The 25,551-nt window shown below is 59.6% G+C and carries 26 protein-coding genes; 14 read left to right on the top strand and 12 right to left on the bottom strand.

Translation table 11 applies throughout. The annotated features are described in order from the left end of the window. Positions 1 to 16 precede the first annotated feature (16 nt). On the bottom strand, positions 17 to 304 hold the full coding sequence (gene gatC / locus ACZ9IM_RS08655) for an Asp-tRNA(Asn)/Glu-tRNA(Gln) amidotransferase subunit GatC (protein WP_007901429.1): 288 nt from the start codon (positions 302 to 304) through the stop codon (positions 17 to 19). A gap of 210 nt (positions 305 to 514) precedes the next feature. Here gatC and mreB point away from each other — a divergent pair, with 210 nt between their 5' ends. The 8 genes from mreB to tldD all read left to right on the top strand — a co-directional run bounded on the left by mreB (position 515) and on the right by tldD (position 11,891). Continuing rightward, a complete protein-coding gene (mreB, locus tag ACZ9IM_RS08650) occupies positions 515 to 1,552 on the top strand; it encodes a rod shape-determining protein MreB (RefSeq protein WP_002555108.1) in 1,038 nt (345 codons plus the stop codon). Positions 1,553 to 1,694: 142 nt separating this feature from the next. Beyond that, entirely contained in the window at positions 1,695 to 2,825 is a 1,131-nt protein-coding gene (gene mreC, locus ACZ9IM_RS08645; RefSeq protein WP_476223767.1) for a rod shape-determining protein MreC, read from the top strand. Then, positions 2,825 to 3,316 carry a rod shape-determining protein MreD gene (gene mreD / locus ACZ9IM_RS08640; RefSeq protein WP_007901481.1) on the top strand — a complete coding sequence of 164 codons (492 nt, stop codon included), beginning with the start codon at positions 2,825 to 2,827 and terminating at the stop codon, positions 3,314 to 3,316. Before mreC ends, mreD begins: the two co-directional genes overlap by 1 nt. Positions 3,317 to 3,405: 89 nt before the next feature. Further along, a complete protein-coding gene (locus ACZ9IM_RS08635) occupies positions 3,406 to 4,002 on the top strand; it encodes a Maf family protein (RefSeq protein ID WP_476223707.1) in 597 nt (198 codons plus the stop codon). 57 nt (positions 4,003 to 4,059) lie between these two features. Beyond that, the gene (gene rng, locus ACZ9IM_RS08630) at positions 4,060 to 5,517 is read left to right on the top strand and encodes a ribonuclease G (protein ID WP_008067330.1); all 1,458 of its coding nucleotides are present in this window, start codon (positions 4,060 to 4,062) and stop codon (positions 5,515 to 5,517) included. A gap of 75 nt (positions 5,518 to 5,592) precedes the next feature. After that, a complete protein-coding gene (locus ACZ9IM_RS08625) occupies positions 5,593 to 9,396 on the top strand; it encodes a YhdP family protein (RefSeq protein ID WP_476223706.1) in 3,804 nt (1,267 codons plus the stop codon). Positions 9,397 to 9,581: 185 nt separating this feature from the next. Beyond that, positions 9,582 to 10,436 carry a carbon-nitrogen hydrolase family protein gene (locus tag ACZ9IM_RS08620; RefSeq protein WP_476223705.1) on the top strand — a complete coding sequence of 285 codons (855 nt, stop codon included), beginning with the start codon at positions 9,582 to 9,584 and terminating at the stop codon, positions 10,434 to 10,436. A gap of 12 nt (positions 10,437 to 10,448) precedes the next feature. Continuing rightward, complete coding sequence (tldD, locus tag ACZ9IM_RS08615) at positions 10,449 to 11,891, top strand: metalloprotease TldD (protein ID WP_427623350.1); 1,443 nt, start codon at positions 10,449 to 10,451, stop codon at positions 11,889 to 11,891. A gap of 48 nt (positions 11,892 to 11,939) precedes the next feature. Here tldD and yjgA read toward each other — a convergent pair whose 3' ends face one another. Continuing rightward, on the bottom strand, positions 11,940 to 12,464 hold the full coding sequence (gene yjgA / locus ACZ9IM_RS08610; protein ID WP_007901505.1) for a ribosome biogenesis factor YjgA: 525 nt from the start codon (positions 12,462 to 12,464) through the stop codon (positions 11,940 to 11,942). A 108-nt stretch (positions 12,465 to 12,572) separates the two neighbouring features. Between yjgA and pmbA the strand changes: the two genes are divergently transcribed. The 6 genes from pmbA (at position 12,573) to ACZ9IM_RS08580 (ending at position 18,153) form a co-directional block, all read left to right on the top strand. Continuing rightward, positions 12,573 to 13,919 (top strand): metalloprotease PmbA, encoded by a 1,347-nt coding sequence (gene pmbA, locus ACZ9IM_RS08605; protein ID WP_476223704.1) that lies wholly within the window; start codon positions 12,573 to 12,575, stop codon positions 13,917 to 13,919. Between the two features lie 245 nt (positions 13,920 to 14,164). Continuing rightward, positions 14,165 to 14,560, top strand: a complete 396-nt coding sequence (locus ACZ9IM_RS08600; RefSeq protein WP_427623346.1) for a FagA protein — start codon at positions 14,165 to 14,167, stop codon at positions 14,558 to 14,560. After that, entirely contained in the window at positions 14,553 to 15,929 is a 1,377-nt protein-coding gene (locus ACZ9IM_RS08595; RefSeq protein WP_427623344.1) for a class II fumarate hydratase, read from the top strand. Before ACZ9IM_RS08600 ends, ACZ9IM_RS08595 begins: the two co-directional genes overlap by 8 nt. Positions 15,930 to 15,956: 27 nt before the next feature. Beyond that, positions 15,957 to 16,397, top strand: a complete 441-nt coding sequence (locus ACZ9IM_RS08590; RefSeq protein WP_476223703.1) for a hypothetical protein — start codon at positions 15,957 to 15,959, stop codon at positions 16,395 to 16,397. Between the two features lies 1 nt (position 16,398). Continuing rightward, a complete protein-coding gene (locus ACZ9IM_RS08585; protein ID WP_476223702.1) occupies positions 16,399 to 17,010 on the top strand; it encodes a superoxide dismutase in 612 nt (203 codons plus the stop codon). A 249-nt stretch (positions 17,011 to 17,259) separates the two neighbouring features. Beyond that, the gene (locus tag ACZ9IM_RS08580) at positions 17,260 to 18,153 is read left to right on the top strand and encodes a ZIP family metal transporter (protein WP_427623340.1); all 894 of its coding nucleotides are present in this window, start codon (positions 17,260 to 17,262) and stop codon (positions 18,151 to 18,153) included. A 104-nt stretch (positions 18,154 to 18,257) separates the two neighbouring features. Here ACZ9IM_RS08580 and ACZ9IM_RS08575 read toward each other — a convergent pair whose 3' ends face one another. The 10 genes from ACZ9IM_RS08575 to ACZ9IM_RS08530 form a co-directional block, all read right to left on the bottom strand. Then, complete coding sequence (locus ACZ9IM_RS08575; RefSeq protein WP_063341543.1) at positions 18,258 to 18,530, bottom strand: HPr family phosphocarrier protein; 273 nt, start codon at positions 18,528 to 18,530, stop codon at positions 18,258 to 18,260. Positions 18,531 to 18,545: 15 nt separating this feature from the next. Continuing rightward, positions 18,546 to 19,403 carry an RNase adapter RapZ gene (gene rapZ / locus ACZ9IM_RS08570; RefSeq protein WP_123498993.1) on the bottom strand — a complete coding sequence of 286 codons (858 nt, stop codon included), beginning with the start codon at positions 19,401 to 19,403 and terminating at the stop codon, positions 18,546 to 18,548. Between the two features lie 2 nt (positions 19,404 to 19,405). Then, positions 19,406 to 19,870 carry a PTS IIA-like nitrogen regulatory protein PtsN gene (ptsN, locus tag ACZ9IM_RS08565; protein ID WP_008070599.1) on the bottom strand — a complete coding sequence of 155 codons (465 nt, stop codon included), beginning with the start codon at positions 19,868 to 19,870 and terminating at the stop codon, positions 19,406 to 19,408. Positions 19,871 to 19,882: 12 nt separating this feature from the next. Next, on the bottom strand, positions 19,883 to 20,191 hold the full coding sequence (gene hpf / locus ACZ9IM_RS08560; protein ID WP_003178005.1) for a ribosome hibernation-promoting factor, HPF/YfiA family: 309 nt from the start codon (positions 20,189 to 20,191) through the stop codon (positions 19,883 to 19,885). A 79-nt stretch (positions 20,192 to 20,270) separates the two neighbouring features. Then, positions 20,271 to 21,764, bottom strand: a complete 1,494-nt coding sequence (locus ACZ9IM_RS08555; protein WP_032830276.1) for an RNA polymerase factor sigma-54 — start codon at positions 21,762 to 21,764, stop codon at positions 20,271 to 20,273. Positions 21,765 to 21,949: 185 nt separating this feature from the next. Then, on the bottom strand, positions 21,950 to 22,675 hold the full coding sequence (lptB, locus tag ACZ9IM_RS08550) for an LPS export ABC transporter ATP-binding protein (protein ID WP_008070596.1): 726 nt from the start codon (positions 22,673 to 22,675) through the stop codon (positions 21,950 to 21,952). Further along, a complete protein-coding gene (lptA, locus tag ACZ9IM_RS08545) occupies positions 22,675 to 23,223 on the bottom strand; it encodes a lipopolysaccharide transport periplasmic protein LptA (protein WP_030128010.1) in 549 nt (182 codons plus the stop codon). Before lptA ends, lptB begins: the two co-directional genes overlap by 1 nt. Next, positions 23,210 to 23,782: an LPS export ABC transporter periplasmic protein LptC gene (lptC, locus tag ACZ9IM_RS08540; RefSeq protein ID WP_008070592.1), complete on the bottom strand. Its 573-nt coding sequence runs from the start codon at positions 23,780 to 23,782 to the stop codon at positions 23,210 to 23,212. Before lptC ends, lptA begins: the two co-directional genes overlap by 14 nt. 7 nt (positions 23,783 to 23,789) lie before the next feature. Continuing rightward, on the bottom strand, positions 23,790 to 24,314 hold the full coding sequence (locus tag ACZ9IM_RS08535) for a KdsC family phosphatase (RefSeq protein WP_192346224.1): 525 nt from the start codon (positions 24,312 to 24,314) through the stop codon (positions 23,790 to 23,792). Beyond that, positions 24,314 to 25,288 carry a KpsF/GutQ family sugar-phosphate isomerase gene (locus tag ACZ9IM_RS08530; RefSeq protein WP_032830275.1) on the bottom strand — a complete coding sequence of 325 codons (975 nt, stop codon included), beginning with the start codon at positions 25,286 to 25,288 and terminating at the stop codon, positions 24,314 to 24,316. Before ACZ9IM_RS08530 ends, ACZ9IM_RS08535 begins: the two co-directional genes overlap by 1 nt. Positions 25,289 to 25,551: the final 263 nt, after the last annotated feature.

Genomic DNA, 25,551 nt, shown 5'->3' with positions numbered 1-25,551 from the left:
TGCAGGCTCTTTCCCTTTAGTCGATGACTTTCGGAACCAGATACAGGCCGTTTTCGACCGCTGGTGCGATGGACTGATAGGCCTCGCGATGATTGGTTTCGGTCACGACGTCTGCACGCAGGCGCTGGCTCGCTTCCAATGGGTGGGCCAGCGGCTCGATACCGTCGGTATTGACCGCTTGCATTTCGTCGACCAGCCCGAGAATGCTGTTCAGGGCCGAAGTGATGTGTGGAAGATCGGCATCATTGAGGCCAAGGCAGGCCAAATGAGCGATTTTTTCCACGTCGGAGCGTTCAAGCGCCATGGGATTCTCCAGTGGAAAACAGAACGGACGGCGTCCGTGTGTTAGATTGTCGGAACACTACCGCATTTCTACGGTCTCAAGGCCGCGATTGTGGGGCTTGGTGCACAGAAAAGCGGCCAATTTAACATATTGGCGCCTTGCCCAAAATCCCTGTCGTTGTTAGAGTTTGCCGCACTTTTTTACCCACGCGTTGCCTAGGGTCCCTTTCCCATGTTCAAGAAACTGCGTGGCATGTTTTCCAGCGATCTTTCCATTGACCTGGGCACTGCCAACACCCTTATTTACGTGCGCGAGCGCGGTATCGTCCTGAATGAGCCATCGGTTGTGGCTATTCGGACACACGGTAACCAGAAAAGTGTCGTCGCTGTCGGCACCGAGGCCAAGCGCATGCTCGGCCGTACGCCGGGCAACATTGCTGCCATTCGTCCGATGAAGGACGGTGTGATCGCCGACTTCAGCGTCTGCGAAAAAATGCTGCAGTACTTTATCAACAAGGTTCACGAAAACAGCTTTCTGCAGCCTAGCCCTCGTGTGCTGATCTGCGTTCCCTGCAAATCCACCCAGGTTGAGCGACGTGCCATCCGTGAATCGGCCCTTGGTGCCGGTGCCCGCGAAGTGTTCCTGATCGAAGAGCCGATGGCTGCTGCAATCGGTGCCGGTCTGCCGGTGGAAGAAGCTCGCGGTTCGATGGTTGTCGATATCGGTGGCGGTACCACTGAAATCGCGCTGATCTCCCTGAACGGTGTGGTTTACGCTGAATCCGTACGGGTTGGCGGCGACCGCTTCGACGAAGCGATCATCACCTACGTGCGTCGCAACTACGGCAGCCTGATCGGCGAATCCACCGCCGAGCGCATCAAACAGGAAATCGGTACGGCTTACCCGGGCGGCGAAGTTCGCGAAGTCGACGTTCGTGGCCGTAACCTGGCCGAAGGCGTTCCACGCGCATTCACCCTGAACTCCAATGAAGTGCTGGAAGCTCTGCAAGAGTCCCTGGCCACCATCGTTCAGGCCGTGAAAAGTGCACTGGAGCAATCGCCTCCGGAGCTGGCATCGGATATCGCCGAACGTGGTCTGGTACTGACCGGTGGTGGCGCCTTGCTGCGCGACCTCGACAAGTTGCTGGCCCAGGAAACCGGTCTGCCGGTGATCGTCGCCGAAGACCCGTTGACCTGCGTTGCACGCGGCGGTGGCCGTGCATTGGAAATGATGGATAAACACACCATGGATCTGCTTTCCAGCGAGTAAGTCGCCGGATCGCCTCTATGCTGTTGAGCGCGCAGGCAGCACTTTGCAGTGCTGCCTGTTGCGTTTATCTTCTGTCAGTCTGCATCCAGGCCGGTTTGATGCCGTATGAATAAAGAGAACATTTGCCTGGGAGGAGCGGCTTATTAAACCGCTTTTCACCAAAGGCCCCTCACTGGGCGTGCGCTTGTTGGTGCTGGCCGTGCTATCGGTCGCGCTGATGGTGGTCGATGCCCGCTTCACACTGCTCAAGCCAGTGCGTAGCCAAATGTCGCTGGTGCTGATGCAGTCTTACTGGATCACCGACCTGCCGCAGCGGCTATGGCAAGGTGTGGCCAGCCAATTTGGCAGCCGGACCGAACTGGTCGCCGAAAACGAAAAACTCAAAACCGAAAACCTGCTGTTGCAGGGGCGCATGCAAAAGCTGGCCGCCCTTACCGAGCAGAACGTTCGGCTGCGCGAGTTGCTCAACTCTTCCGCGCTGGTCAACGAAAAGGTCGAAGTGGCCGAGTTGATCGGCATGGACCCCAACCCCTTTACCCATCGCATCATCATCAATAAAGGTGAGCGCGACGGTGTGATCCTCGGTCAGCCGGTGCTCGATGCCCGCGGCCTGATGGGGCAGGTGGTCGAGTTGATGCCGTATACCTCCCGCGTACTGTTGCTGACTGACACCACTCACAGCATTCCGGTGCAGGTGAACCGTAACGGTCTGCGGGCGATTGCCAGCGGCACCGGTAACCCGGAGCGCCTTGAGCTGCGTCATGTGGCCGATACCGCCGACATCAAAGAAGGCGATTTGCTGGTCAGCTCCGGCCTCGGTCAGCGTTTCCCGGCGGGTTACCCGGTGGCGACGGTCAAGGAAGTGATTCACGATTCCGGTCAACCGTTCGCCATCGTCCGTGCGGTGCCGACCGCTGCATTGAACCGCAGCCGTTATCTGTTGTTGGTATTCAGTGACGGACGCACGCCTGAGGAACGCGCCAACGACGCCGCCCAGGCTCAGGAAGCGCTGGACCAGCATGGCGGTGGGCCGATCATTCCCGCAACCGTGCCCAAACCTGCCGTGTCGGTGGTACCGGCTGCCGTTGCTGCTCCGGCTGTTCCGGCGGCTGCACCTGCTGCCGCAACCCCGGCAGCCGCTCCTCATGCTGCCAGTAAGCCACCCGCGTCGGCACCGGCCGCCGTCAAACCACCGGCGGCCCAACCCGCTGCCGTGAAGCCAGCTGCCAAACCGCCTGTCTCCGCGCCGGCTACCACTGGGGGAAGAGAATAATGGGCGGTACCACTTCCTCCCGAAATGGCTGGATGGTCTGGTTGACCTTTGCCATTGGCATGCTGCTCAGCGTTTCGCCGTTGCCGCAATTCATGGAAATCCTGCGGCCTCTATGGCTGGCCTTGCTGTTGGCCTTTTGGGCGCTGGCCCTGCCGCAGAAAGTCGGCATGGTGACCGCCTGGTGCCTGGGGCTGGCCGAAGATGTGCTGTATGGCACGTTGCTGGGCCAGAACGCGTTGATCCTCACACTCATTACCTTCCTGGTGCTATCGCTGCAACAGCGCCTGCGCATGTTCCCGATGTGGCAACAGAGCCTGGTGATCCTGGTGATCTTCGGCCTCGCCCAACTGGTTCAGTTGTGGCTGAGCGCCCTGACCGGCAATCGTCAGCCGACCCTGGCACTGGTGTTGCCGGCACTGGTCAGTGCGTTGCTCTGGCCCTGGATCAGCTACGGTTTGCGCGGTTTGCGTCGACGCTACAAAATCAATTAATTCGGTCAGGCATGTGCTCGCACCGGTGCCCTGTCTCGACAAAAAGGAACAGTATTTGTGAGACAGGGCGCTAGCAGGGAGATGTCTTGATGAAACAGCTGTACCTCGCCTCAGGCTCGCCGCGTCGGCGTGAACTGCTCACGCAAATCGGCGTGTCGTTCTCCGTCATCAGCGCGGACATCGATGAAACCCCCTTACCTGAAGAATGCCCATTGGCCTATGTCGAGCGTCTGGCGCGCGGCAAGGCCGAGGCCGGGCATGGCACGGTCGTGTCCGACGCCGATTTCTGCGTGCTGGGTGCCGACACCGCCGTGGTGCTGGACGGGAAAATTCTCGGCAAGCCGGTGGACGAAGCCGACGCATGCGCCATGCTTATGCTGTTGTCCGGGCGCGAACATGAAGTGCTGACCGCGATTGCGGTGCGCAATGGCGAGCGTTGCGAGTCTTCGGTGGTGCGCAGCCTGGTGCGTTTTCGCACCATCGACCGTGCCGAAGCCGCGGCCTATTGGGCCAGCGGCGAACCCCGGGACAAGGCGGGCGGTTACGGGATTCAAGGACTGGGCGCGGTGTTCGTCGCCGGGCTTAATGGCAGCTACTCGGCGGTGGTCGGATTGCCGTTGTGCGAAACCTGCGAGCTGCTCGGCCATTTCGGCATACCCTGTTGGCAAACCTTTAACGCGCGTTGAGCGTCGTACTGACAAGATGCGGCCATTATCGTGAACATGCCTGAACGAGACCCTGCCATGAGTGAAGAGATCCTGATCAACATCACGCCGATGGAATCGCGCGTGGCGGTGGTTGAAAACGGTGTCCTGCAAGAGGTCCATGTCGAGCGCACGCAAAAGCGCGGGATCGTCGGCAACATCTATAAAGGCAAAGTCGTGCGGGTATTGCCAGGCATGCAGGCCGCCTTCGTCGATATCGGTCTGGACCGCGCCGCGTTCATTCATGCCTCGGAGATTTCTCTTCGCGAAGGCCCGACGGTCGAAAGCATCAGTGCGCTGGTTCATGAAGGTCAAAGCCTGGTGGTGCAAGTCACCAAGGACCCGATCGGCTCCAAAGGCGCACGCCTGACCACGCAACTGTCGATTCCGTCGCGCTATCTGGTGTACATGCCGCGCACCGCCCACGTCGGCATTTCCCTGAAGATCGAGGACGAAGCCGAGCGCGAACGTCTCAAGCAGGTGGTCACCGACTGCGTGGCCAAAGAAGGCATCAAGGAGGCCGGCGGTTTCATTTTGCGTACTGCTGCCGAAGGCGCCGGGGCCGATGAAATCCTCATGGATATCCGCTATCTGCGCAGGCTCTGGGACCAGATCAACGAACAGATCAAGACCATCAGCGCGCCGAGTGTGATTTACGAAGACCTCGGCCTTGCGCTACGCACCTTGCGTGACCTGGTGAGCCCGAAGATCGAGAAGATCCGCATCGATTCCCGGGAAACCTTCCAGAAAACCACGCAATTCGTCGCCGAATTGATGCCGGAGATTGCCGACCGTCTGGAGCATTACCCTGGCGAACGGCCGATCTTCGACCTGTACGGTGTCGAAGACGAAATCCAGAAAGCCCTGGAGCGCAAGGTACCGCTCAAATCCGGCGGCTATCTGGTGGTCGATCCAGCGGAAGCCATGAGCACCATCGACGTCAATACCGGGGCCTTTGTCGGTCATCGCAACCTCGAAGAAACCATCTTCAAGACCAACCTCGAAGCCGCCACCGCCATTGCCCGTCAGCTGCGCCTGCGTAATCTGGGCGGGATTATCATCATCGACTTCATCGACATGGAAGATGAAGAGCATCAGCGTCAGGTGTTGCGAACCCTCGAGAAGCAACTGGAACGCGATCACGCCAAGACCAACATCATCGGCATTACCGAGTTGGGCCTGGTGCAGATGACCCGCAAGCGCACCCGTGAAAGTCTTGAGCAAGTGCTGTGCGAACCGTGCAGCAGCTGCCAGGGTCGCGGCAAACTCAAGACCCCGGAAACCGTGTGCTACGAGATCTTCCGCGAAATCCTGCGTGAGGCCCGGGCCTATCAGGCTGAAGGCTATCGGGTGCTGGCGAATCAGAAAGTGGTCGACCGCTTGCTCGACGAAGAGTCGGGCAACGTCGCCGAGCTCGAAGGCTTTATCGGGCGCACCATTCGGTTCCAGGTGGAAACCATGTACTCCCAGGAACAATACGACGTGGTGTTGCTCTGAATCGTTGTGTTTCACCTCCACTAAAACGGCTGGCCTCAGCTTTTTGCAGTATTTTTGCCATGGGAGCCAAGTGACATGGAGCGTCTGACACGCATTTTGGCCGCACTGACCCGCTGGGGTCTGGGCCTGTGTGCGTTGGTTTTAGTGCTGATGGCGCTGTTCGTCAGCCTCGGCCGAGAGCTGACGCCGCTGGTGGCCGAGTACCGTGCCGACGTCGAAGACAAAGCCAGCGATGCCTTGGGCATGCCCCTGCAGATCGGCAAGCTGGAAGGCAACTGGAGCGGCCTCGCCCCGGTCCTGCTGGCCCATGATGTGATGGTCGGCGAGGGTTCCAATGCCTTGCGCCTGGATCAAGTGCGCGCGGTGCCGGATCTCTGGGCCAGCCTGCTGGCGCGCGAAGTGCGCATTGCACACCTGGAACTCAACGGCCTGAAGATCAGCCTCAAGGAAGGTGAGGACGGTCATTGGGCGCTGGAAGGTTTGCCAGTGCAGCAGGACCAGCCGCTGAACCCGGAGCAACTGCTCAATCGCATGCAGATGGTCCAGCAGCTGTCGGTACTCGATAGCCAGATCACTTTGCAGCCGTTGGGGGAGTCGCCGCTGACCCTGACGTACGTCGGCCTGAATCTGAAAACCGGTCCATCCCGCCAGCGGCTCGATGCCCGTTTGACCCTGCCCGACGGCCAGCCGGTGGCGATGAGCCTGCGCACCCGTTTGCGCGCTGCCCAATGGAAGGACGGCGAAGCGGACGCTTACCTGAGCCTGCCGCAAAGTGATTGGTCGAAATGGTTGCCCGAGCGCCTGACCCAGCAATGGAATTTTTCCGAGATCAAGGCCGGTGGCGAGTTCTGGATTAACTGGAGCAAGGGCACCGTGCAACGCGCCGCGATTCGTTTGAACGCGCCGCAACTCAAGGGCGCCTATGCCGAGCGCAAGCCGATCCAGATCAATAATCTGGCGCTGAACGGGTATTTCCAGCGCAGTTCCAGAGGCGTTCAAGTGACCCTGGATTCTCTGGCGATGAGCCTGGGTGACACCCGCTGGGAATCGAAACTGCAATTTCAACAAACTGCCGCGACAGACAAGGTGCCAGAGCTCTTGCACCTGCAAGCCGACCGTCTCGATCTCACACCGCTCACTCCGCTGCTGAACGCGCTGGGCCCACTGCCCGAAGGTGTCGCCACGGCGGTCGAGCGGCTCAAGGTCACCGGAGTTTTGCGCAACGTGCTGATCGACTTCCGCCCAGCCGCTACCGATGACAGCAAATTCAGCTTTGCCGCCAATCTGGAAAAGGTCGGCTTCGACGCCTATCGCGGTGCACCAGCGGTGCGAAATGTCAGTGGCAGCATCCGCGGCGACCTCGGGCAGGGCGAACTGCGCATGGACAGCAAGGATTTCTCCCTGCATCTGGACCCGATTTTCGCCAAACCATGGCAATACATTCAGGCCAACGCCCGGTTGACCTGGAAACTCGACAAAGAAGCTTTCACCCTGATCGCACCGTACCTGAAGGTGCTGGGCGAGGAGGGCAAGATTGCCGGCGATTTCCTGATCCGCCTGCATTTCGATCACACCCAGGAAGACTACATGGACCTGCGGGTCGGCCTGGTCGACGGCGACGGTCGCTACACCGCCAAGTACCTGCCGACGGTTCTCAGCCCGGGGCTGGACGAATGGCTGCGTACCGCGATTCTCAAAGGCGCCGTGGATGAAGGCTTCTTCCAGTACCAGGGCTCGCTGAACCACGGCGCCGCCGAAACGGCTCGCAGCATCAGCCTGTTTTTCAAGGTCCACGATGCCGAGCTGGCGTTTCAGCCGGGCTGGCCGCATGTCAGCAAGGTCAGCGGCGATGTGTTCATCGAAGACAGCGGCGTGCGGATCCTCGCGAGCGAGGGCCAATTGCTCGACACCCAGGTCAGCGACGTCTACGTCAATATTCCTCGTGTGCCTGCCGGGCAGAGCACTCATCTGTTCCTCGATGGCGCGTTCGCTGGCGGGTTGGGCGATGGCCTGAAGATTCTGCAAGAAGCGCCAATCGGCACCGCCGACACGTTCGCTGGCTGGGAAGGCGAGGGCGATCTGCAAGGCAAGCTCAAACTCGATATCCCGCTGGTCAAAGGCGAGCAGCCGAAAATCCTCGTCGACTTCAAAACCGCCAAGGCCCGTTTGAAGCTCAGTGAGCCCACCCTGGAACTGACGCACCTCAAGGGTGATTTCCGTTTCGACAGCACCAAGGGGCTGAGCGGGCAAAAGATCACGGCGCGAGCCTTCGACAAGCCGGTGACCGCACAGATCTTCGCTGAAGGTAGCCCGGGCAAGCTCAACACTCGGGTCGCGGCGACGAGTGAGGTCGAGGTCAAAAAACTGACTGAATGGCTGAATGTCACTCAGCCATTGCCGGTGACGGGGACGATCCCTTATCAGCTGCAACTGAACCTTGATGGCGCAGACAGCCAATTGATGGTCAGCTCCAACCTCAAAGGCGTGGCGGTGGATTTGCCGGCACCGTTCGGCATGGCGGCCGATGTCGGGCGCGATACCGTGTTCCGCATGACCCTGCAGGGGCCGGAGCGGCGTTACTGGGCCACCTATGGTGAACTGGCGAGTTTCACGTTTGCGGCACCGACCGGCAATTTCGCCGACGGTCGCGGCGAGTTGTTTCTCGGTGGCGGCAGTGCCGTGTTGCCCGGCGCCAAAGGCTTGCGCGTGCGTGGGGTACTGTCCGAGCTGGATCTCGCCCCTTGGCAGGATCTGGTGAGCAAATACGCTGGCCAGGATCCTGGCGGTAGTGCCAAACAGTTGCTCAGTGGCGCGGATTTGAAGGTTGGAAAACTCACTGGTTTCGGCACCACCCTCGATCAGGCGTCGGTGCAGTTGACGCGTAAACCGACCGCGTGGGCCTTGCAACTCGACAGTCAGCAAGCCAAGGGCAGCGTCGGAATTCCCGATGCGAAAGCCGCACCGATTGCGGTCAATCTGCAATACGTACGTTTGCCGGCACGAGACCCTACCGCGCTGGCTGACGAGAATTCGCCGGATCCGCTGGCCACGGTGGACCCGACGAAGATCCCGGCGCTGGATGTCACTATTAATCAGCTGTTCCAGGGGCCGGATCTGGTGGGCGGGTGGCACCTGAAGGTTCGGCCGACCGACAAGGGCGTCGCCTTCAATGCCCTTGATCTGGGCCTCAAGGGCATTCTCTTGCGGGGCAGCGGTGGCTGGGAAGGCGTGCCGGGTAACTCCAGCAGTTGGTACAAGGGCCGAGTCAGTGGCAAGAACCTTGCCGACGTGCTCAAGGGCTGGGGTTTTGCACCGAGCGTCACCAGCGAAGAGTTTCACATGGACGTCGATGGTCGTTGGCCTGGGTCACCCGCGTGGCTGGCCACCAAACGCTTCTCCGGCAGCCTTGATGCGTCACTGAATAAAGGTCAGTTTGTTGAAGTCGAGGGCAGCGCTCAGGCGCTGCGGGTATTTGGCCTGCTCAACTTCAACTCCATTGGCCGCCGCTTGCGCCTGGACTTTTCCGACCTGTTCGGCAAAGGCTTGAGCTATGACCGGGTCAAAGGCTTGCTGGTTGCCAGTAACGGCGTCTACGTGACCCGTGAACCCATTCTGCTGACCGGGCCGTCGAGCAATGTGGAGCTCAATGGCACGCTGGACCTGGTGGGTGATCAGATCGATGCCAAGTTGTTGGTGACTTTACCGGTGACCAACAATCTGCCGATTGCCGCGCTGATCGTCGGTGCACCGGCCGTCGGCGGGGCGCTGTTCCTGATCGACAAGCTGATCGGTGACCGCGTGGCGCGCTATGCCAGCGTCAAATACACCGTCAAAGGCCCATGGAAAGATCCGAAAATCACCTTCGACAAGCCTTTTTGAATTCTTTTGAAAAAGCACTCTTTGGGCCTATGGAGTAGCATGTTTTCATGCGACGCCGCATACCCCTGCAGGAGCTGCCGCAGGCTGCGATCTTTTGACTTCAAAGTTCAAGGTCAAAAGATCGCAGCTTCGTTTCACTCCGCAGCTCCTACAGGTATGCGTAGATTTCACATAGGGAATAGGCCATGTCTGTAGCGGTGATTCAAATGGTCAGCCAGAGCGACGTGCTGGTCAATCTGGCCCAGGCCCGTCGTCTGCTTGAGCAGGCGGCGACCGGTGGCGCGCGGCTTGCCGTGCTGCCGGAAAACTTCGCTGCCATGGGCCGGCGCGACATTGCTGACATCGGCCGCGCCGAAGCCTTGGGCGAAGGCCCGATCCTGCCGTGGTTGAAACAGACCGCCCGCGACCTCAAGTTATGGATAGTGGCCGGCACATTGCCGTTGCCGCCAGTGGATCAACCGACGGCCAAAGTGCATGCATGCTCGTTGCTGGTGGATGACCGCGGCGAAACCGTTGCACGGTATGACAAGCTGCACCTGTTCGACGTAGACGTGGCGGATAATCGCGGGCGTTATCGCGAATCCGATGACTATGCTTATGGCAGTGGTGTGGTTATTGCCGACACTCCGGTCGGTCGAGTCGGCCTGACGGTGTGTTATGACCTGCGTTTCCCGGAGCTGTACAGCGAATTGCGTGCGGCCGGCGCGGAATTGATTACCGCGCCGTCGGCCTTTACCGCGGTGACCGGCGCGGCCCATTGGGATGTGCTGATTCGCGCGCGGGCTATCGAGACTCAGTGTTATGTGCTCGCGGCCGCTCAGGGTGGGATGCATCCGGGGCCACGAGAAACCTTTGGTCATGCCGCGATTATCGACCCATGGGGACGTGTGCTGGCGCAACAGGATCAAGGCGAGGCCGTGCTGCTGGCCCAACGCGACAGCAGCGAACAGGCGTCTATCAGGGCGCGGATGCCGGTGTCCACTCACCGGCGCTTTTTCTCGCAGGGCGCCCAGCGACCTGCATCAGAACGACGAATTTAAGGCGTAAAGCATATGAGCGAGTTGTTGTCCTCCGTCAGTGAACACCTCCTGGCGCCCGGCGGCGTAACGATCGAGAGCCTGCAAGGTGTGCTCGGCGATCTGGCCGGCCCGGGCATCGATGCCGCCGACCTGTATTTCCAGGGGCAAATTTCCGAGTCCTGGGCACTGGAAGACGGGATCGTCAAGGAAGGCAGCTTTAACCTCGACCAGGGTGTCGGCGTGCGTGCGCAATCGGGTGAAAAAACCGGTTTCGCCTACAGCAATGCGATCACCCTCGAAGCACTGGGCGCGGCTGCCCGTGCGGCCCGTTCGATCTCCCGGGCCGGGCAGAACGGCACTGTGCAGGCATTCACCACCCAGGATGTCGCCCAATTGTACGGGCCGGACAACCCGCTGGAAGTGATGACCCGTGCCGAGAAAGTCGAACTGCTCAAGCGCATCGACGTGGCGACTCGCGCCCTCGACCCGCGTATCCAGCAAGTCACCGTGAGCATGGCCGGGGTCTGGGAGCGGATTTTGATTGCTTCCACCGACGGCGGGCTGGCGGCGGATGTGCGACCACTGGTGCGTTTCAACGTCAGCGTGATCGTCGAGCAGAATGGTCGTCGTGAACGCGGCGGTCATGGCGGTGGCGGTCGTACCGATTACCGCTATTTCCTCAGCGACGACCGCGCCATGGGCTATGCCCGCGAAGCGTTGCGTCAGGCGCTGGTGAATCTGGAAGCGATCCCGGCCCCGGCCGGTACGTTGCCGGTGGTGTTGGGTTCCGGTTGGTCAGGCGTGTTGCTGCACGAAGCTGTCGGTCATGGCCTGGAAGGCGATTTCAACCGCAAGGGCAGTTCGGCCTACAGCGGGCGCATGGGCGAGATGGTTGCCTCGAAGCTCTGCACCATCGTCGATGACGGCACCCTCGCCGGGCGCCGTGGTTCGCTGAGCGTCGACGACGAAGGCACCCCGACCGAGTGCACCACGCTGATCGAAAACGGCGTGCTCAAAGGTTATATGCAGGACAAGCTTAATGCGCGTCTGATGGGCGTGGCCCGCACCGGCAACGGTCGTCGGGAGTCCTATGCGCACCTGCCGATGCCGCGCATGACCAACACTTACATGCTCGGTGGCGAAAGCGACCCGGCGGAAATCATCGCCTCGGTGAAGCGCGGCATCTACTGCGCCAACCTCGGCGGTGGCCAGGTGGACATCACCAGCGGCAAGTTCGTGTTCTCCACCAGCGAGGCGTACCTGATCGAAGACGGCAAGATTACTGCCCCGGTCAAAGGTGCGACGTTGATCGGCAACGGGCCGGAAGCCATGAGCAAGGTGTCGATGGTCGGTAACGATCTGGCGCTGGACAGCGGTGTGGGCACGTGTGGCAAGGATGGGCAGTCGGTGCCGGTGGGTGTCGGCCAGCCAACGCTGAAAATCGATGCGATCACTGTGGGTGGCACAGGATCTTGAGGGATGGAGCTTCGGGTGAACCGCGTAGCGACTCACCCGATTCGGGACTTAACGCAGACCGCGTTGAGTCTCGTCCAGCTCACGGATGTACTTGAAGATTTTACGGCTCGAAGCCGGTGGCTTGTTGGTCGCCAGTTCGTGCTGGGCCTGACGGATCAGGGAGCGCAATTGCTGACGATCAGCTTCCGGGTAGTCGAGCACGAACTTCTCCAGGACTGCATCGTCGCCCGCGATCAAGCGATCGCGCCAGCGTTCCAGGCCATGGAAACGTTCGTTGTACTGCCGAGTGGAGGCATCGAGTTGATCGAGCAGAGTCAGAATGGCGTCAGTGTCCTGATCGCGCATCAGTTTGCCGATGAACATAAGGTGCCGTTTACGCGCGATATTCGCGGTGTGCTTGGGCGCATCGGCCAAGGCCCGGCGCATAGCGTCGGTCAATGGCAGTTTTGCCAGCAAGTCAGGCTTGAGCGTTGTAAGGCGCTCGCCGAGGTCAACCAGAGCATGCAGCTCGCGTTTAACCTGGGATTTGCTTTTTTCTCCCGTATCGAGGGAGTCGTCGTAAGAATCAACCATGGTGGCCGTCCGCAAAGAAACGCCGCCATGATAACCAGTCGGGGGCCGCTTGTCCGGCCCGGTCGCTCGAAGGCCCCAGCCGAAAGCAGAATTTGAGTGGAGAACAGCATGAGTGCAGTTGAAAGCGTCGGCCCACAAGCGTTGCCGGCACTGCAAGAACAAGTCGAGCAGATCATCGCTGAAGCCAAGCGCCAGGGCGCCAGTGCCTGTGAAGTGGCCGTGTCGCTGGAGCAGGGCTTGTCGACCACGGTGCGTCAGCGGGAAGTCGAAACCGTTGAGTTCAATCGCGATCAGGGCTTCGGCATCACCTTGTACGTAGGCCAGCGCAAGGGCTCGGCCAGCACATCGGCCAGCGGCCCGGAAGCGATTCACGAAACCGTCGCCGCGGCACTCGCCATCGCCAAGCACACGTCTGAAGACGAAGCCTCGGGCCTGGCGGATGCCGCGCTGATGGCCAAGGATCTGCAGGATTTCGACCTGTTTCATCAATGGGACATTACCCCGGAGCAAGCCATCGAGCAGGCCCTGGCCTGTGAAGCGGCGGCGTTTGCCGCCGACAGCCGGATCAAGAATGCCGACGGCACCACCCTCAGCACTCACCAGGGCTGCCGGGTTTACGGCAACAGCCACGGTTTTATCGGTGGCTACGCGTCGACTCGTCACAGCCTCAGTTGCGTGATGATCGCCGAAGCCGATGGCCAGATGCAGCGCGATTACTGGTATGACGTGAACCGTCAGGGCAATTTGCTGGCCTCTCCAGAGAGCATCGGCCAACGTGCCGCGCAACGGGCGGCGAGCCGCCTGGGCGCGCGTCCGGTGCCGACTTGCGAAGTGCCGGTGCTGTTTTCTGCGGAACTGGCCGGTGGCTTGTTCGGCAGTTTCCTGTCGGCGATTTCCGGTGGCAGTCTGTACCGCAAATCCTCGTTCCTCGAAGGCACCCTGGGGCAGAAGCTTTTCCCGGAATGGCTGACCATCGATGAGCGTCCGCATTTGATGCGCGCCTTGGGCAGTTCGGCCTTCGACGGCGATGGCCTGGCGACCTACGCCAAGCCCTTCGTGGAGAAGGGCGAGTTGGTGTCCTACGTACTCGGCACCTACTCCGGTCGTAAGCTAGGCATGCCGAGCACCGCCAACGCCGGCGGCGTGCACAACCTGTTCGTCACCCACGGCGATGAAGATCAGGCAGCCTTGCTGCGCCGCATGGGCCGAGGCTTGCTGGTCACCGAACTGATGGGGCAGGGCCTGAACATGGTCACTGGCGATTATTCCCGGGGCGCGGCGGGTTTCTGGGTCGAGAACGGCGAAATCCAGTTCGCGGTGCAGGAGGTGACTATCGCCGGCAATATGCGTGACATGTTCAAGCAGATCATCGCAGTTGGTAATGACCTGGAACTGCGCAGCAATATTCGCACCGGGTCGGTGTTGATCGAGCGGATGACGGTGGCGGGTAGCTAAGCCTCAGATCGCTGCACAAAAAGGCGCGCCACCGTTGGGTGGCGCGCCTTTTTTATGCGCCTTGCAGTGTTCCCCTGTGGGAGCGAGCCTGCTCGCGATAGCGATGTGTCAGTCGACAAAGTTGGCGAATGTTCCGCCAATATCGCGAGCAGGCTCGCTCCCACATGATCGGTGTGGGCTGTAGACCTTGTTTTGGTTCTCATTATCATCTAATAATAAATCTCATTACCGAATGAGCCCGGATTATGAGTTCTGCCTTGCACGAGCAGCCTTACCTCGAAAGCTGGCGCTGGATGAGTCGCCAGATCCGTTGCGCCATGGACCCTGACGAGCCGCGCCTGATTGAACATTACCTGGCCGAAGGCCGGTATCTGGCGTGTTGCACGGCCACCGCTCCCTGGACCATCGCCGAAACTTCCTTCCGTTTATTGCTCGACACGGCCGCCGACGTCGCGCTGCCCTGGCACTGGCGCAGCTTGTGTCTCGACCAGGCCTGGCGGCCGTTGCGCGATCTCGAACGGCAGTCACTCTGCAAATGCCGCCTCAAACGTTGGCAAAGCTACGCGTGGCAATTGGCGACTTGCGAGTTGCAACCTTCGATTCCTCTCATAGAACTGGTGCAAGGATCTCCTGATGAATAACACACGTATCGAACGCGACAGCATGGGCGAGTTAAATGTCCCGATTGATGCTTTGTACGGCGCGCAAACCCAGCGCGCAGTGGATAACTTCCCGATCAGCGGCAAACCGATGCCCGTGCAGTTCATCCGGGCGCTGATTCTGGCCAAGGCCGCTGCCGCCCGAGCCAACGTCGAACTCAAACAGATCAGCGAATCCCAGGGCAAGGCGATCGTCGACGCCGCTCAAGGACTGCTTGAGGGCGACTTCATGCAGCACTTCCCGGTGGATATCTTCCAGACCGGTTCCGGCACCAGTTCCAACATGAACGCCAACGAAGTGATCGCCACCCTGGCCAGCCGCTTGTTGGGCGAGCCGGTCAATCCCAACGATCACGTCAATTGCGGCCAAAGCAGCAACGACATCATCCCGACCACCATCCATGTCAGCGCCGCGTTGAGCTTGCATGAGCAGTTGCTGCCGGCGCTGGTGCATCTGGTGCAGGTGATCGAGCACAAGGCCGAGCAGGTTCATCCGTTCGTCAAAACCGGGCGTACCCATTTGATGGACGCCATGCCTGTGCGCATGAGTCAGGTGCTCAATGGCTGGGCGCAACAGCTCAAGGCCAATATCGGTCACCTGCAGGATCTGCTGCCAAGCCTGCAATCCCTGGCCCAGGGCGGCACGGCGGTGGGTACCGGGATCAATGCCCATCCAGAGTTTGCGGCGCGTTTCAGCCAGCAACTCAGCCAACTGACGCAGGTGCAGTTCACGCCGGGCAAGGACCTGTTTGCGCTAATCGGCTCGCAGGACACGGCGGTCAGCGTTTCAGGGCAGCTCAAGGCCACGGCGGTTTCCTTGATGAAAATCGCCAATGACCTGCGCTGGATGAATTCCGGCCCGTTGGCCGGGCTCGGTGAAATCGAACTCGAAGCCTTGCAGCCCGGTTCGTCGATCATGCCCGGCAAGGTCAATCCGGTGATCCCCGAAGCCACCGCCATGGTCGCCGCTCAGGTGATTGGCAACGACACGGTGATCACCGTCGCCGGTCAGTCGGGCAATTTCGAGCTGAACGTCATGCTGCCGATCATCGCCCAGAACCTGCTGAGCAGTATCGAGTTGCTGGCCAACGCCAGCCGTCTGCTGGGCGACAAGGCTATTGCCAGCTTCAAGGTCAACGAGGCCCGGCTCAAGGAAGCGCTGTCGCGCAATCCGATTCTGGTCACCGCACTCAACCCGATCATTGGTTACCAAAAAGCTGCTGAGATTGCCAAGAAGGCTTATCAGCAGGGCCGGCCGGTAATCGATGTCGCCCTGGAACACACCGACCTGACGCGCAGCCAACTGGAAGAATTGCTCAACCCAGAGAAGCTCACCGCAGGCGGCGTGTAATCACTGTTACCGCTTTGGAGGCTCACCATGGAGCACTGGAAACGCACGATCGAAAGAGCAAATCGCTGTTTCATGCTGGGCGAGCTGGTCGATGCCCGCGAGGCCTACTTGCAGGCATTGGCCCTGGCCCAGGTGTTGTTCGAGCGCTGGGCGGATGCCGACGAAGCGGTGGCGGCTTGCGTGATTTCCCACCATAACCTGGCGGACCTGCACCTGCGTCTGAACCAGCCGGAGGAGAGCGCCGAGTACCTGTGCGCGATCCATCAACGGCTTTTGCAGACCATGCAGGACCCGCGACTGGCGCCGGCCTTGCGTGAAGCCGCGCTACGCCAGAGCAGCAAAACCTATGTCGAGCTGCTGAATTTCATCAGCGAACACGGCGAGTATCCGCGCACCCACAGATTGCTGCGCACCGACACCGCTTCGACCTCGCATCAGCCTGCGCCCTTACAACATGGAGTTCATTGAAATGGCTTTTACCTTGCCCGCCTTGCCGTACGCCTACGACGCCCTGGAGCCGCACATCGATGCGCAAACCATGGAAATCCACTACACCAAACACCACCAGACCTACATCAACAACCTCAACGCTGCAGTCGAAGGCACTGAATTTGCTGAATGGCCGGTGGAAAAACTGGTGGCGGCTGTCCAGCAATTGCCGGAAAAGCTCCGTGCTGCAGTGATCAATCAGGGCGGTGGGCATGCCAACCATTCGTTGTTCTGGGAAGTGATGGCACCCAACGGCGGAGGCCAACCTGAAGGCTCGCTGGCCAAGGCGATCGACGAACAGCTGGGTGGTCTCGACAGCTTCAAGGAGGCCTTCACCAAAGCTGCGTTGACCCGTTTTGGCAGCGGTTGGGCCTGGTTGAGTGTGACGCCGCAAAAGATCTTGATCGTTGAAAGCAGCGGCAACCAGGACAGCCCGTTGATGAACGGCAATACGCCGATCCTCGGCCTGGACGTCTGGGAACATGCTTATTACCTGCGTTATCAGAACCGTCGTCCGGATTACATCAATGCGTTCTACAACGTGATCAATTGGCCTGAAGTCGCTGCGCGTTATCAGGCTGCGCTGGTTTAGGGGGCGTTCTCAACTAGTTTCCCCTCCGCGCCGGGTCTGCTGTTGTGCAGGGCAAGGCGCGAGAAGCGTGGTTTGGTCATTCCAAATAAGCTTCGAGCAACGCAGCCCTGCACAACAGCAGGCCTTGGAAAGGGAACAACCATTCCCAGCGGCCTGCGCCTTGCCTGGCCCGCTTTAAGGCGACAACGCGGAGGGGGAACTAGTTGAGAGCGCCCCCCTAAGTCTCTATAAAACAATCCAGGGCTGACTATGGGCACTGAAACACTGGCGGTCGGAAGTGGACGAATGTTTCGTTACGCACTGGGATCGCTGTTACTGCTGGCGGGTATGACGTTATTGGCTGCCCAAGGGCTGAGCTGGCTGGACCTCGAACCGAAACTGCAGCGCGCCCTGCAAGGCGGGGCGATTTGTGCCTTGGGTACGGCTTTGGGCGCGGTGCCGGTGCTGGTGATTCGGCAGATACCTCAGGCTGTCAGCGACATATTGCTCGGTTTCGGAGCCGGGGTGATGCTCGCCGCGACGGCGTTTTCGCTGATCGTGCCGGGCATTGCCGCGGCAGAAAACCTCGGGCTGACGCCTTGGGCGGCCAGCGGCCTGATCAGCTTCGGCATCCTTCTGGGCGCATTCGGGTTGTTTCTGGTGGATCGCAGGGTGTCTGGCGCTACGCCCGAAATGCTCGTGGGGACACTGAAGCGATCGGTGATTCCACCGCGGATCTGGTTGTTTGTGTTTGCCATCATCGCCCACAACATCCCCGAAGGCATGGCGGTTGGCGTTTCGGCGGGCGGTGGCATGCCTGACGCCGACAGCCTGGCCATGGGCATCGCCTTGCAGGATGTGCCGGAAGGACTGGTCATTGCGTTGGTGTTGGCCGGAGCAGGGATGTCGCGGGTCAAGGCGTTCCTGATCGGTGCTGCATCAGGGTTGGTCGAGCCGGTCTTTGCATTGTTATGCGCCTGGCTGGTGAGCCTGGCCGAACTGCTGTTGCCTTTGGGGCTGGCACTGGCGGCTGGTGCGATGTTGCTGGTGGTGACTCACGAAGTCATCCCCGAATCGCGCCGCCATGGTCACGACAAACTGGCCAGCCTTGGGCTGCTGATCGGGTTTTGTCTGATGATGGTGATGGATACAGCGTTGACTTGAAAAACAGGATCAAAAGATCGCAGCCTCGTTTCACTCGACAGCTCCTACAAGGATCGGATGCCGTAGGAGCTGTCGAGTGAAACGAGGCTGCGATCTTTTGCTGTTTATTCGCCTTCGTCGAAGAAGTTGTTGATCAGTGCCACCAATGCATCCAGCGCTTCCTGTTCCTGCTCGCCTTCGGTATTCAGGTGAATTGTGGTGCCTTTGCCAGCGGCCAGCATCATCATGGCCATGATGCTTTTGCCGTCGATCATTGATTCCGGTGTACGGCCAACCCTGATCTGGCAAGGATACTGACCCGCTACCCCAACGAATTTTGCAGACGCGCGGGCATGCAGGCCCAGCTTGTTGATGATTTCGATTTCCAGAGCAGGCATCGCGATGTGAATCCTTTAGCTGAGGTCGCGGTGGCGGACCTGGACGTTCTTCAGGGTTTTTTGCAGGACCTGACCCAGACGTTCGGTCAGGTAGACAGAGCGGTGATGCCCGCCAGTGCAGCCAATGGCAATGGTGACATAGGCGCGATTGCTGGCGGCAAAGCGGGGTAGCCACTTGAGCAAGTATGAGGAAATGTCCTGGAACATCTCTTCTACGTCCGGCTGTGCCGCCAGGTACTCGGCCACCGGTTGATCGAGCCCGGACTGTGCCCGTAGCTCCGGCTTCCAGTAAGGGTTGGGCAGGCAGCGCACGTCGAACACCAGATCGGCGTCCACCGGCATGCCACGCTTGAACCCGAAAGATTCCACCAGGAACGCAGTGCCGGGCTCCGGCTGATTCAGCAGGCGCAGCTTGATGGTATCGCGTAGCTGATACAGGTTCAGATTGGTGGTGTTGACCTTGAGGTCAGCCAGATCGGCGATAGGCCCCAGCAGATTGGTTTCATCCTGGATCGCCTCCGCCAGCGAACGATTGGCGCTGCTCAACGGGTGACGACGGCGAGTTTCCGAAAAGCGCTTGAGCAAGGTTTCTTCGTCAGCGTCCAGATACAGCACATCGCACTGGATATGCCGGCTGCGGACCTCCTCCAGCAATTCGGGGAACCGTGACAGGTGGCTTGGCAAGTTGCGTGCATCGATGGACACGGCCACCAGCGGTTGTGCCAGTTCGGTGTGAATCAGCGCGCGTTCGGCCAGTTCCGGCAGCAAGCCGGCAGGCAGGTTGTCGATGCAGTAGTAGCCGTTGTCCTCGAGCACATCGAGGGCGGTACTTTTACCTGAGCCGGAGCGGCCACTGACGATGATCAGGCGCATGATTAGTGACCGTTCTGCTCGTCCAGGACAACCTGATACAAGGCTTGGTTGCTCGGGGCGCTGCGCAGTTTTTCACGCACTTCCTTGCGATCCAGCATGCTGGCAATCTGGCGCAGCAATTCCAGGTGTGCATCGGTGGCGGCTTCCGGGACCAGCAGCACAAACAGCAGGTCAACCGGGGCACCGTCGATGGCATCGAAATCGATAGGGGCTTCCAGGTGCAGCAGCGCACTGATTGGCGAGGTGCAGCCTTTGAGCCGGCAGTGGGGGATGGCGATGCCGTTGCCGAAACCGGTAGAACCGAGTTTCTCACGGGCAATCAAGGCCTCGAAGACGTCCTGCATTTCCAGATCCGGTACTTCGCGGTGGATAAGGTTGGCAATTTGCTCGAGGGCTTTCTTTTTACTGCCACCCGGCGCGTTCACTTGGGAACGGCCGGGGGTCAGGATGGTTTCTAGTCGGATCATGGATTGGGGGTGTTAACGACCGGTCGCGCCCTGGAGGAGGCTCTGGGTCTTTTCCTTATGCTTTTTAAGTTGGCGATCCAGCTTGTCGGTCAGCAGGTCGATGGCGGCATACATGTCCGTATGCTCGGCATTGGCGACCACTTCTCCGCCGGGAATATGCAGCGTGGCTTCGATCTTCTGCAGCAGTTTTTCGACGTTCATCGTGACTTGCACATTAGTGATCTTGTCGAAATGCCTCTCTAATCGGTCGAGTTTTTCGCCGATGTAGGTGCGCAGGGGTTCGGTCACTTCCAGTTGGTGTCCACTGATGTTGACTTGCATACAGCTTCTCCTTCGTTGCCAGTGCATAAAGCGGCAGGCAGAAATGCCTGCCACTGGAACGCTGTGGCGAGCCCGGCGGCTACATCAACCGCTTCCGTTCGCTGGAAGGCGCGATCCCCAGGGATTCGCGGTACTTGGCGACGGTGCGACGGGCTACCTGAATGCCTTGTGCCTCCAGTAAACCAGCGATCTTGCTGTCACTCAACGGCTTTTTCTGATTTTCCGCGGCAACCAGTTTTTTGATGATCGCGCGGATCGCCGTGGACGAGCATTCACCGCCTTCAGAGGTACTGACGTGGCTGGAAAAAAAGTATTTCAGTTCATAGATGCCCCGTGGGGTATGCATGAATTTTTGCGTGGTCACCCGTGAAATCGTCGATTCATGCATGCCGACTGCTTCGGCAATGTCATGCAGCACCAACGGCTTCATGGCTTCGTCACCGTATTCGAGAAAGCCGCGTTGATGCTCGACGATCTGGGTGGCGACTTTCATCAGGGTTTCATTGCGGCTTTGCAGGCTCTTGATGAACCAGCGAGCCTCCTGCAGCTGATTACGCATGAAGGTGTTGTCAGCGCTGGTATCGGCGCGGCGCACGAAACCGGCATATTGGGCATTGACCCGCAGGCGTGGCACCGATTCCTGGTTCAGCTCCACCAGCCAGCGCTCGTTGTCCTTGCGCACGATCACGTCGGGAACGACGTATTCGGCTTCGGTGGACTCGATTTGTGAGCCCGGGCGTGGATTGAGGCTCTGGACCAATTCGATGACCTGGCGCAGCTCATCTTCCTTGAGCTTCATGCGGCGCATCAGCTGGCTGTAATCGCGGCTGCCGAGCAGGTCGATGTAATCGGTGACCAGGCGCTTGGCTTCGGCCAGCCAAGGGGTCTTGGCGGACAACTGGCGCAGTTGCAGTAGCAGGCATTCACCGAGGTTGCGGGCGCCGATGCCAGCGGGTTCGAATTGCTGGATGCGGTGCAGGACGGCTTCGATTTCGTCCAGTTCGATGTCCAGCTCCGGGTCGAACGCTTCGAGGATTTCCTCGAGGGTTTCGTCCAGGTAGCCCTGATTGTTGATGCAGTCGATCAAGGTCACGGCGATCAGGCGATCGGTGTCGGACATCGGTGCCAGGTTCAGTTGCCAGAGCAAATGGCTTTGCAGGCTTTCACCGACCGATGTGCGGGTGGTGAAATCCCACTCGTCGTCATCGTTGCTCGGCAGGCTGCTGGCGCTGGTCTGGTAGACATCCTCCCAGGCTGTGTCGACGGGCAATTCGTTGGGGATGCGCTCGTTCCAGTCGCCTTCCTCAAGGTTGTCCACCGTCGGGGCGGTTTCCTGGTAGGAGGGTTCCTGAATGTCGGCGTTGGGTTTCTGTTCGGCGCTATCGGCCAAGGGGTCGGCGTTATCGAAGTCGTCGCCTTCTTCCTGGCGTTCGAGCATCGGATTGGACTCCAGAGCCTCCTGGATTTCCTGTTGCAGGTCCAGGGTCGACAATTGGAGCAGGCGGATGGCCTGTTGCAGCTGCGGTGTCATCGTCAGCTGCTGGCCCATTCTCAAGACTAGCGATGGTTTCATGGCAGGGGCTTAACACCTTATTCGCCGGCGCACATGCGCCATCCACTACAGGGCGCCGAAGCGCCAAACATAAGCAAATTATATGCCCGAAACTGAAGTGTTTGCCTAGAGCGCTGTAACAATAAAAAGTTATTGATTTTTTATTGAAGCGAGCGCTCCCTCGGCGACCCGGGCACCTCAGGTGCTTACAGGCGGAACTCGTGGCCCAGATACACTTCCTTGACCAGTTCATTGGCGAGGATGGTGGCGGAGTCACCTTCAGCAATCAGTTGGCCATCGTTGACGATGTAGGCGGTTTCGCAGATATCCAGGGTCTCACGAACGTTGTGGTCCGTGATCAACACGCCAATGCCTTTAGCCTTGAGGTGATGGATGATCTGCTTGATGTCGCCCACCGAAATCGGGTCCACGCCGGCGAAGGGTTCGTCGAGGAGGATGAATTTCGGGTTTGTAGCCAGTGCCCGGGCAATTTCCACACGGCGGCGTTCACCACCGGACAGGCTCATGCCGAGATTGTCGCGGATGTGATGGATGTGAAATTCCTGCAGCAGGCTTTCCAGCTCTTGGCGACGACCGGCCTGATCGAGCTCCTTACGGGTCTCGAGGATGGCCATGATGTTGTCGGCCACCGACAGTTTGCGGAAGATCGACGCTTCTTGCGGAAGATAGCCGATGCCCGCCTTCGCACGACCGTGCATCGGCTGGTGGCTGACGTCCAGGTCGTCGATCAGTACGCGGCCTTGATCGGCCTGTACCAGGCCGACAATCATATAGAAACAGGTGGTTTTACCGGCGCCGTTAGGGCCAAGCAGGCCGACGATCTGACCGCTGTCGATGGACAGGCTGACGTCGCGCACGACCTGACGGCTCTTGTAGCTCTTGGCCAGATGCTGAGCTTTCAGAGTTGCCATTACTGGGCCTTTTGCTCGTCGGTTTTCTTCTTCGGCTGGATCACCATGTCGATGCGAGGGCGTGCCTCGGTGACCTTGTTACCCGTGGCGCGACCGGCGCTCGCAAGCTTTTTGACCGTGTCGTAGACGATTTTCTCGCCTTGGGTGACGTTGTTGTCCTTATCGATGACCTTGGCGCGATCGATCAGCACTACGCGGTTTTGCGAGGCGTGGTACTGGATAGTTACGCCGTAGCCCTGGACCGGCTTGGTATCGCCCGCCGTTTGCAGTTGCTCGAAGTAGGCGAGGTTGCCCACCGAAGTTACCACGTCGATGTCGCCGGCCGGGGTGCGGGTGATGGTCACGGTATTGCCGGTGACCTTCATCGAGCCTTGGGTGATGATTACATCGCCCTTATAGGTGGCAACGCCGTTCTTGTCGTCCAGTTGGGCATCGTCGGCCTGAATGCGGATAGGCTGCTCTTGATCGTTCGGCAGAGCCCAGGCGCTCACGCTTCCCAGTGCTGCGCCCAGACTGAGCAAAATAGGGAGGGTTTTAACGAGCCTCATACTGTCCTCTTACGTTCGATAGCAGGTGTATCCTGCTTTCTTTCAAGTACGCTTTCATTCCGTTGCCTGTCGATACACCGCCGGCGCCGTCGATTCTAACGGGTTGATCGGTCTGCGCATATTGCTGCTGCGGGAACACTGTCATACGGGTGGTGGTAATCAGGGTTTTGCGGTTTTTTTCGTCGAAACGCGTGATACGTACCGAGTCAATCAGCTCGACCTGAGTGCCGTCCGGGTTGACTTCGCCGCGCTCGCTCTGGACGTGCCAGGGGAATTCGGTGCCACGGAACATGTTCAGGTCCGGATTGGTCAGCAACGTCACCTCGCTCGCTTTGACGTGTTCGACCTTGTCCGACGTCATCTCGTATTGCAGTTTGCCGTCGGGCAGGTACTGCACGCTGTGGGCGTTGATGGCGTAATAGTCGATCGCGGTTTCATCGACCTTCACCACCGGCTTGTCGAGGAAACGCTCAGGGCTGATGTTCCAGTAGCCGACCGCTGCAAAAATCGCGGCGATGCAACCGAACACCAGGATGTTACGAATTTTCTTGCTCAGCATGATGGGCTCACAGGTACGCGGCGTTGGCCGCATCGAGGCGGCCCTGGGCGCGCAGGATCAATTCGCAGAATTCGCGAGCGGCCCCCTCGCCACCGCGGGCCTGGGTGATGCCGTGGGCGTGTTCGCGCACGAAACTGGCGGCGCTGGCCACCGCCATGCCAAGGCCTACGCGGCGAATCACCGGCAGGTCCGGCAGGTCGTCGCCCAGGTAGGCCACTTGTTCATAGCTCAGGTTGAGCTGGCCAAGAAGTTCGTCGAGCACCACCAGTTTGTCTTCGCGACCCTGGTAGAGGTGCGGAATGCCGAGGTTCTTCGCGCGCCGTTCAACCACCGGGGTCTTGCGGCCGCTGATGATAGCGGTCTGCACGCCGGCGGCCATCAACATCTTGATGCCTTGGCCGTCGAGGGTGTTGAACGTCTTGAATTCGCTACCGTCTTCGAGGAAGTACAGGCGCCCGTCGGTCAGCACACCATCGACGTCGAACACCGCCAGTTTGATCTGTTTGCCGCGTTGCAGCAGGTCCGTGCTCATTACATTACTCCCGCACGCAGCAAATCGTGCATGTTCAAGGCGCCGACCGGACGGTCTTCGCTGTCGACCACTACCAGTGCGTTGATCTTGTGGTCTTCCATGATTTTCAGGGCCTCGGCGGCGAGCATCTCGGCGCGGGCGGTCTTGCCGTGGGCGGTCATCACTTCATCAATGGTCGTGCTGTGGATATCGATGGTGCGGTCCAGCGTGCGACGCAGGTCGCCGTCGGTGAAGATCCCGGCGAGTTTTCCATCCGTACTCAGTACAACGGTCATGCCCAATCCCTTACGGGTCATTTCCATCAAGGCATCCTTGAGCAGCGTACCGCACATCACTTGCGGCAATTCGGTGCCGGCATGCATGACGTTTTCCACTTTCAGCAACAAGCGGCGGCCAAGGGCGCCGCCCGGGTGGGAAAAGGCGAAATCTTCGGCGGTAAAGCCGCGAGCTTCAAGCAAGGCAACGGCGAGAGCATCACCCATGACCAGTGCCGCGGTGGTCGACGAGGTAGGTGCCAGATTCAGCGGGCAGGCTTCGTGTTCGACGCTTACATTGAGGTTGACTTCCGCCGCCTTGGCCAGCGGCGACTCGGGGTTGCCGGTCAGGCTGATCATTTGAATGCCCTGGCGTTTGATCAGCGGCAGCAAGGTGACGATCTCGTTGGTGGAGCCGGAGTTCGACAGCGCCAGAATGATGTCATCACGGGTGATCATGCCCATGTCGCCATGGCTGGCCTCGGCCGGATGCACGAAGAACGCTGTGGTGCCGGTGCTGGCCAGGGTGGCGGCAATCTTGTTGCCGATGTGCCCCGATTTGCCCATGCCGACCACGACTACGCGGCCTTTGCTGGCCAGAATCATCTCGCACGCACGTACGAAATCCGCATTGATATGGGGTAGCAAGCCTTGTACGGCTTCCAGTTCCAAACGGATGGTGCGTTGTGCGGATTGAATCAGGTCGCTGGATTGGTTCATGTCGGAAATCGAATAGCCTGATGAAAAGGCGGCGATTATAGCGGTAATGATCAAAACCCTCACGCTAGTTCGTCGCGGTTTGTCATTCCTTGTTACCGAATCCTCTCTAAATGGATGATTTCGGGCAGTCATGTTGCTGAACATGCCCGGCTTGGGCCTTGGGCGCTTGAGCTTTGCAGTGATATAGTTCGCCGCCAGTTCGGCCTGCCCGGGGAGGTATGTGCTTTCGCCAGAAAGCCAGGCGTCCGAGTGAGAGGCTGCAT

The organism is Pseudomonas sp. TE12508 (genome assembly GCF_056279485.1).
Note: the sequence above shows the minus strand (reverse complement) of the source record. Positions and strands in the feature narration are given on the sequence as shown.